Source organism: Lihuaxuella thermophila, assembly GCF_900110165.1.
Taxonomy (GTDB): Bacteria; Bacillota; Bacilli; order Thermoactinomycetales; family Thermoactinomycetaceae; genus Lihuaxuella; species Lihuaxuella thermophila.
The window spans coordinates 1-6,862 of the sequence record NZ_FOCQ01000028.1 but is presented as its reverse complement, the minus strand read 5'-3'; the positions used below and the strand labels follow the sequence as shown (position 1 = coordinate 6,862).

Annotated in this window: 10 protein-coding genes; all 10 read right to left on the bottom strand. The window is 37.9% G+C overall.

The genetic code is table 11. From position 1 onward, the window contains the following. Window positions 1–413 (bottom strand): hypothetical protein (locus tag BMW55_RS18750; RefSeq protein ID WP_139179552.1); only part of this gene is annotated, 413 nt, incomplete at its 3' end. Between the two features lie 458 nt (window positions 414–871). Then, on the bottom strand, window positions 872–1,186 hold the full coding sequence (locus BMW55_RS18745) for a hypothetical protein (RefSeq protein ID WP_089973338.1): 315 nt from the start codon (window positions 1,184–1,186) through the stop codon (window positions 872–874). 32 nt (window positions 1,187–1,218) lie between these two features. Further along, a complete protein-coding gene (locus BMW55_RS18740; RefSeq protein ID WP_089973337.1) occupies window positions 1,219–1,527 on the bottom strand; it encodes a hypothetical protein in 309 nt (102 codons plus the stop codon). 427 nt (window positions 1,528–1,954) lie between these two features. After that, window positions 1,955–2,308: a hypothetical protein gene (locus BMW55_RS18735; protein ID WP_089973335.1), complete on the bottom strand. Its 354-nt coding sequence runs from the start codon at window positions 2,306–2,308 to the stop codon at window positions 1,955–1,957. A gap of 394 nt (window positions 2,309–2,702) precedes the next feature. Beyond that, entirely contained in the window at window positions 2,703–2,984 is a 282-nt protein-coding gene (locus tag BMW55_RS18730) for a hypothetical protein (RefSeq protein WP_170840026.1), read from the bottom strand. A 68-nt stretch (window positions 2,985–3,052) separates the two neighbouring features. Beyond that, window positions 3,053–3,436 (bottom strand): hypothetical protein, encoded by a 384-nt coding sequence (locus BMW55_RS18725; RefSeq protein WP_089973333.1) that lies wholly within the window; start codon window positions 3,434–3,436, stop codon window positions 3,053–3,055. 177 nt (window positions 3,437–3,613) lie between these two features. Next, window positions 3,614–4,483 carry an RHS repeat-associated core domain-containing protein gene (locus tag BMW55_RS18720; protein ID WP_170840025.1) on the bottom strand — a complete coding sequence of 290 codons (870 nt, stop codon included), beginning with the start codon at window positions 4,481–4,483 and terminating at the stop codon, window positions 3,614–3,616. Further along, a complete protein-coding gene (locus tag BMW55_RS20035; protein WP_089973340.1) occupies window positions 4,443–4,841 on the bottom strand; it encodes an RHS repeat domain-containing protein in 399 nt (132 codons plus the stop codon). The genes BMW55_RS18720 and BMW55_RS20035 overlap by 41 nt, the downstream gene beginning before the upstream one ends. A 75-nt stretch (window positions 4,842–4,916) precedes the next feature. After that, window positions 4,917–5,201 carry a hypothetical protein gene (locus tag BMW55_RS18710; RefSeq protein WP_089973330.1) on the bottom strand — a complete coding sequence of 95 codons (285 nt, stop codon included), beginning with the start codon at window positions 5,199–5,201 and terminating at the stop codon, window positions 4,917–4,919. Window positions 5,202–5,329: 128 nt separating this feature from the next. Further along, window positions 5,330–6,862, bottom strand: a 1,533-nt coding sequence (locus tag BMW55_RS18705; protein WP_139179551.1) for an RHS repeat-associated core domain-containing protein, incomplete at its 5' end; no start/stop codon positions are given.

Sequence of the window (6,862 nt, the reverse complement as noted above, 5' to 3'; positions counted from 1 at the left end):
GTGGAAATCTCCATGCTGCCGTCGGCCAGCCAACGGTCCGGAATGTTATCGGCCGGGTCGGAATCGCGTTCAAGATCCCCGTTTTCCAGGACGTTGTAGGCTCCGTTAAACTCTTCCTCCACTTGAAGACCGTCGAAATAGTAATCCCCTGCTTGTCCTCCTGCCGAGACATAGGCGCGAATCTGTAATTGGTTAATACCGGCAGGGAAATCTCCCGGATGGATGACGACATGCAGTCGGGTGGGGATTTGATTTCCGGTAATGCTGGCACTCCGATAAGCAATGTTTTGATAGACGCCATCCTTATAGCCGAATACGTAAATCATGCCTTGTCCATTGGCATTCACTGTTTTTACATTCCCGCTGAACACGTACGTTTTGGCCGGATTATAGGGGATGAGCTTTCCGCCCACTGCTTGGGGGTTTTTCCAATCAATTCGGAAAAGTATTCGGGGTCAGCTTGTCATTCATACCCAATAGATAACGAAGTGAACAGTTGGCCAATATGGCTCCCGCTTTTTCCTTTTTATGGATAATCGACACAGCTGAGTAATAGACAAAACATTATTACTTTCTTTTGATGAAACGCCAGATCATGTAGACAACAATAGCACCTAAAGCTCCTATAATATTTTTAACATAATAATCTTCAACTTTTTGATACGGTATAATCTTCAACTTTTTGATACGGTGCTTCTCCTAAACCAATTGCCTCTCGGATAAAAGGGTCTAAAAACCATTCAAATAATGGACTTAATATCAAGAAAATCAGTAATATAATCAGTATTATGAGCATAATAAAACCCTTCTTCATAATTTATACCTTTCTATCCCATAATTTCAATGATCACCTTTTATCAGTAGTCACTTTCTAAAAATCAAGACACCCAACGAGATATATAGTAAATACCCACAAGAAAAAAAAGCCCTTTAAAACGAATATAATGATAGCATTAAATATTTCTAACCAATCATTTTCTACAGGATCTGGCTTCCTTCGAAATAAAAGAATCAGTTGTGATTTATTAGGATATGAGTTATATCCAAAGGTAAATTGTTCTCCTAGGGCATCTAATATTTCTAATTTATTGTATAGATCGTTTAAATCTTTTTTTGTTAATCTCACTTCAATCCTGATACAAGAATCATTTTCTTCCATTGATATGGTTTGATTATCTTTCGACATCTTTATCCCCCCTCAAACTTCATCAGATTCATTTAGATCGTAAATAACAATCGAATTAATTCAACCAAAGTAATTCCGATACCTAGTAGGGAAATTAAGAAAAATAGACTAATGAGAATCATCCTAAAATCCCACTTTAATTTCTCGATTTGTCCATTTTCTACACATTCGAAAGCAATTTGAATCTGGGGGTTTGTATCAATAGATTCAAGTAGAAACCGTGTTTCTCCCTTTCTTAGATCATCCAATCGATGAGCAAAGTTCATTATTTCATCGGAATTCATCATGACTTCTATTTTTGTAAAATCTTCGCTTTTATATAATTTCATTTTCCCTCGCATACTTAATCACTCCAAGTAAAAGGTCCTTATTATTTGGACTCTATTATGCTGTTTCTTTTATTAGATGTTGTATTATATTGTATATATATCATTAATATAATGAATTATTACTTCCTTTTTGGAAAACAGCAAACCCATTCTAACCAATGGGCTTGCTGTTTTTAAATAAGTCATATACATGAAATCATTCGTCAATCACCTGGACCAAAAACGCTTTTCGAATAGACAAGTCCAGCTCTGTTTATCAAGATCCTGAGTCACGATGAAAGCAGCGTAAAACAATAACATTCAGTTAACTCTTATCCTGACCAGACTTCGATTAACAACACGTTTAACCAAATAAAAAAGTTCATGTTAATGAGAGACAGTTGATGACCGCTAAAATCTAACTTCTATATGCAAATCAATAAAAAGCATAAATAAAGAGCTATTTATTGCTTTTACTTATCTCATCATCATCATCTTGGAGCTGTTTCTTTTTAGTCTTTTTCTTTCTAATTAAATTAAACAACCACCGTTCATTAATCGCAATAATAAATACGATAGACATGGCAAAAATCACTAATACATAAAAAAAAGCGAGAAAATATTTTTGATCGTTGATGCTATTTACTAGACCTTCAACTTCCTCAAATAACATTCGAATGTAAATGGGACCTAAAATAACCAGCCTAATAAAGGTGTTTTTACTTTTTTCTGCCCATATCTGAAGAGGTATGACAATCATCGCCATCGCGATTACAATTGCTACTACTATTCCTATAATTAAAGGATTTTCCATTAATGAATCCACCTTCTAAAATAGTTATAAAACTGGGTGCAAAAAGAGCACCCAACTTAAATAATTTTACCAGTAACGAAAGGCTCTACGAATGAGTCTATAAGCATCTCGGAGATCTTGTATTGCATTGATAACAGATTTAATCCTTTTGTAGTAAACGAGATAGGTAATGGCAATACCCGTTAGTATAAGCGCCCAGTAGTATTGGGCACCCCAAACAGATATCGCAGTCCTTGACTGCGGTGAGATGGTTTCGTAATATTTCAGCCTTTTTTTATAATAAATCTTTTAGGTGGACCGAACTCCTGTTCAGCTTCAAAGTAGGCAATTTCATTAGGTATACATGAAATTAAAGATGGTAAACCGTAACCAACTGCTTTTTCTAAAGCATAAATTAGTGGCAAATGTTTTCCATCAATGTTTTTATTGAAAGATATGGCATAAAAAAGTCCCCAGCTCTATACTTCTTTAACAAACTTACAATTTCAGCACAATTAGAATTTGACTTTGGTATTTCTATTAGATATTTTTCATAAAGAGTATTTTTATAATTATGGCATAAACGAGTTAGAGCATTGATCCGTTTTTTGGGGCAAGATAATTCAAATATAACCCTATCTTGTACTCTTTTAATAAAAAAGTTCTTTACTATTATTTCTTCATATTTTGTATCCAAATCAATTCTCCTTACTGTATATTTTTGTATCTCATGAAAAAATCCAACTTTGTTTCTAGACTATGGTGTCAGTTTGTAAATAAAGTTTCCCAAATAAGAACAAGAAAAAAGATGCAAACAAAAAGTATTGAGATAAAATCATATGGACCTAAAATCCATTTTTCAAATAAAGTACCCTCTAATTTTTTTGGTATTTTGTTTTTTTTATCCAATTTAGTTATAAAGTTCTTTGCGATAATTACTAGGAAAGCTGCACAACTAATATATGTTAAATTATTTTCAATCCACATTAAAGAATTGATCAAGTTAATCTCATGAAGTAGATGAAGTAATATCAAGAAAAATAAAACTTGAAGAATGAGATTCAGTAATAAATATATAGTGACAAACCTCATTCCTTGTTTAAATTCAGGACCAAACCGATCACGTAATTCTTTAAACAATCTCGACATGTAATTTTTATCCTCCACTATAAAAATGATTAAAGCCTTAAGGAAGCAAAAGTGATTTTAAAGCTTTTTAGTTTTTCAAATACTGGGCTCAGCCATCCAGTAATGGATGGCTGAGCTCATATAAAGCTATTGCTTTCTTTAAGCGATTATTGCTGTTAATTTCATGAAGTATAGTAATCATACTATATAGTAGCGTTTACGCCCTGGGGCAATCCAAGCCTGCCAATAATAATTGTCCCACCATCTACCTTTAATAACCAAAAGACTAATACCGAGTGTAACTCCTCTACTGCCAGTAATCTTACTAAACACCCACAATGATGCAATACCAAGTCCCAAAAATCTACCTACTGCACGTGCATTCCAACGGAACCATTTAAGTTTTCTTATGAGCTTTCTATAAGCTTTAACGGCTTTTTCCTTCATTTGTTTCTTTTGAGGACCTGAAAGATATTTACTAATCGTAGATGGAATCCCTATCCAATACGCAGCTTGGTCAATGAGGTACTGTGGAATATACATAGTAAAATAATTGTACTCATACACTAAAATTCGCCAATATCGTCTTTTCGCCCATCGGCCATCTTCGTCTGTATACAATACTGGATTATTTTCGACATAAGCAAATTTGTTTAAACTGAGAGGTTTGGTTTGATTAAATCCATCAAACGTATCTTTTGTTAAAAACCTACCTGTACTTGGGTTATAGTAACGAGTCTGTAGATAATACAGACCTACTGCCTTGTCATACCGATATCCTGCATACCGATAAGGGTTTTCAATCGTCCCAGTTTCCTTCAACAGGTTTCCATAGGCATCATACTCGTATGTTGCAACCACAGCTCCACTAGAATCAGTAAGCGCAACCACATCCCCATGACCATTCAACTGATAGTAGTAAGTTTGTCCTCCACGAGTCATGCTTATAGGCTCATTGTTAGAACCATAGGTATAGCTGGCTACCACTTGGTTGTTTGTATCTGTCTCATAAGCAACATTTTTATTCTCATCGTAGTGGAACGTAATGGTTCCCGATGAAGTCGTCATGGTTTTCCGCATGCCGTGCCCGGTAGGTGAAGGAGGCGATGGTCGCTCCACTGCTGTCCTTGACCGCGGTGAGACAGTTCTCGGCATCATACACGTAGGTACGATTTCCATCACTGATCAAATTCCCGTTGGCGTCATAGGTATAGCTTGTCCCGTCGACTGCGGTCAGCTGATCAGCGTCATCGTAGGTATAGGTGGTTGTGGTTGCTGTTCCCCCGGAAGGAGTTACTTTCTTGGTGAGACGGTTTCCGACGGCGTCATAGGTGTATTCATAGATGGTGCCATCCGGTCTGGTTTCTTTGATGAGCTGGTCGAGTTCGTCGTAGACATAGGAGGTGGTTCCAGCATTGGATACGATACGGGTGACATTTTCTTTGGCATCGTAGGTGTATTAGCTGTCGATCATCTCACCATTTTTTGAAGAGGCTCAATTCTAATTCATTTTCATATAATTAAGAGTCCAAATAACTAAGCGATAAATAACGAAAACGAATAAAGTTAATACAAAAGTAGAGGTTATCCAATTTTTTTTATGTGTTGCAAAAGATCCTACTATGCTTGCAATAACTAAAAACAAATACATCAAAATCCAATTTCCCTTATGCCATAGTTCTTTAACCCATCCTACATCTAATAAATAAAGAAAAATACCAAGCACCAAAAACAAAACAGTTAATAGAACCACTCTGTTAAAGATTTCTAAGATTTTATTTTTCAATCATCATTCCTCCAGATCTTTTTTTCAATAACTGAACTCCTTAAGGTTGCCTTTAAAAATATACTGGACACATAAAATTTTACCTTACGTCACAAAATGCAGTGACGTAAGGTAAAATTGATTTTCTTTTAAAATAACGAACGTACTCTCCATCTCAAATACCACTTTGCATTGTAGTATATTTTCAAGGCATAATACTTACCTCTATAATAGGAAGCCCTTCCCCACTTTGGAATAGCCCTTCTTAGATATCTCCATAGCATCCATCCTAGCCTTTTAACCATTCCCCATTTCTTTGCGATTCCCAAAACAAAATAACCACCAAACCCTTGCCAAAAGTCTTTCCACTCCCATTTTCCTGTGCTAAGGTACCCTATAAATGCATTCGAAAACCCCGCAAGCAAAGCATAATACAAAGCTCTAAGTATAATTCTTACAGCGACAGCAATAACTACTGGAATAACATAACCTGTTGGATCAGTATTCATAACAGGATTATTATGTGCATAAGTATATCGATTTTGACTCAAGGGTACTTTTTCTTCTCCCTCAAAAGTATCCCTTGTTAAGAAACTTCCTGTATCCGGATTATAGTACCTGCTCTGCAAGTAATAGAACCCAGTTACCTTATCATACCGATACCCAGCATACCGGTAAGGGTTTTCTACGGTACCCGTTTCTTTTATCAGATTACCATACGCGTCGTATTCATAGGTAGCCACTACAGCCCCATTTGCATCTGTTAAAGCAACTACATCGCCGCGATAGTTGAGCTGATAGTAATACGTTTTCCCCCCACGGGTCATGCTGACGGGAAGATTGTCGGAATTGTAGGTGTATCTGGCTACGATGTTGTTGCTTCCATCCGTCTCATAGGTAACATTTTTATTCTCATCGTAGTGGAACGTAATGGTTCCCGATGAAGTCGTCATGGTTTTCCGCATGCCGTCGGCCCGGTAGGTGAAGGAAGCGATGGTCGCTCCACTGCTGTCCTTGACGGCGGTGAGACGGTTCTCGGCATCATACACGTAGGTGCGGTTTCCGTCACTGATCAAATTTCCGTTGGCGTCATAGGTGTAGCTTGTCCCGTTAACAGCGGTCAGTTGATCGGCATCGTCGTAGGTATAGGTGGTGGTTGTGGTGTTTCCGCCTTGGGTCACTTTCTTGGTGAGACGGTTTCCGACGGCGTCATAGGTGTATTCATAGATGGTTCCATCGGGTCTGGTTTCTTTGATGAGCTGGTCGAGTTCGTCGTAGACATAGGAGGTGGTTCCAGCCTTGGATACGATCCGGGTGATGTTTCCCTTGGCATCGTAGGTGTATTGAAAGCTGTCGATGATCTCACCGTTTTTGTCGATGATCATTTGCTCGACCAGATCCCCGGCACCATTGTATTTGTTGACCGTCGAGGTCCCGTCTCCGGTTTTGCGGCCCGCTTCCTGGTCGGTTTCGTTATAGGTGAACTGACCCACGACCTGCCCGTTTTCTTTGATCCGGATTAGCTGATTCAAAGAGTTATAGGCGAAATCATGGGTAGTGACAGCCGTGCCTGCTGTGTATTTCCGCTGGGTTACGTTTCCGTTTTTGTCATAGGTGTAGTCCGTCTGGTTGCTGTTGGGTTCGGCTACGGTTTTGAGCTTGTTATCGGCGTCATAGGTGTA

What these genes read in the sequence shown, in the direction of transcription:
- BMW55_RS18745 (WP_089973338.1), bottom strand. Translation starts at nt 1,186, where the DNA reads ATGTCGAAAGATAATCAAACCATATCAATGGAAGAAAATGATTCTTGT.
- BMW55_RS18740 (WP_089973337.1), bottom strand. Translation starts at nt 1,527, where the DNA reads ATGCGAGGGAAAATGAAATTATATAAAAGCGAAGATTTTACAAAAATA.
- BMW55_RS18720 (WP_170840025.1), bottom strand. Translation starts at nt 4,483, where the DNA reads ATGACGACTTCATCGGGAACCATTACGTTCCACTACGATGAGAATAAA.
- BMW55_RS18725 (WP_089973333.1), bottom strand. Translation starts at nt 3,436, where the DNA reads ATGTCGAGATTGTTTAAAGAATTACGTGATCGGTTTGGTCCTGAATTT.
- BMW55_RS18735 (WP_089973335.1), bottom strand. Translation starts at nt 2,308, where the DNA reads ATGGAAAATCCTTTAATTATAGGAATAGTAGTAGCAATTGTAATCGCG.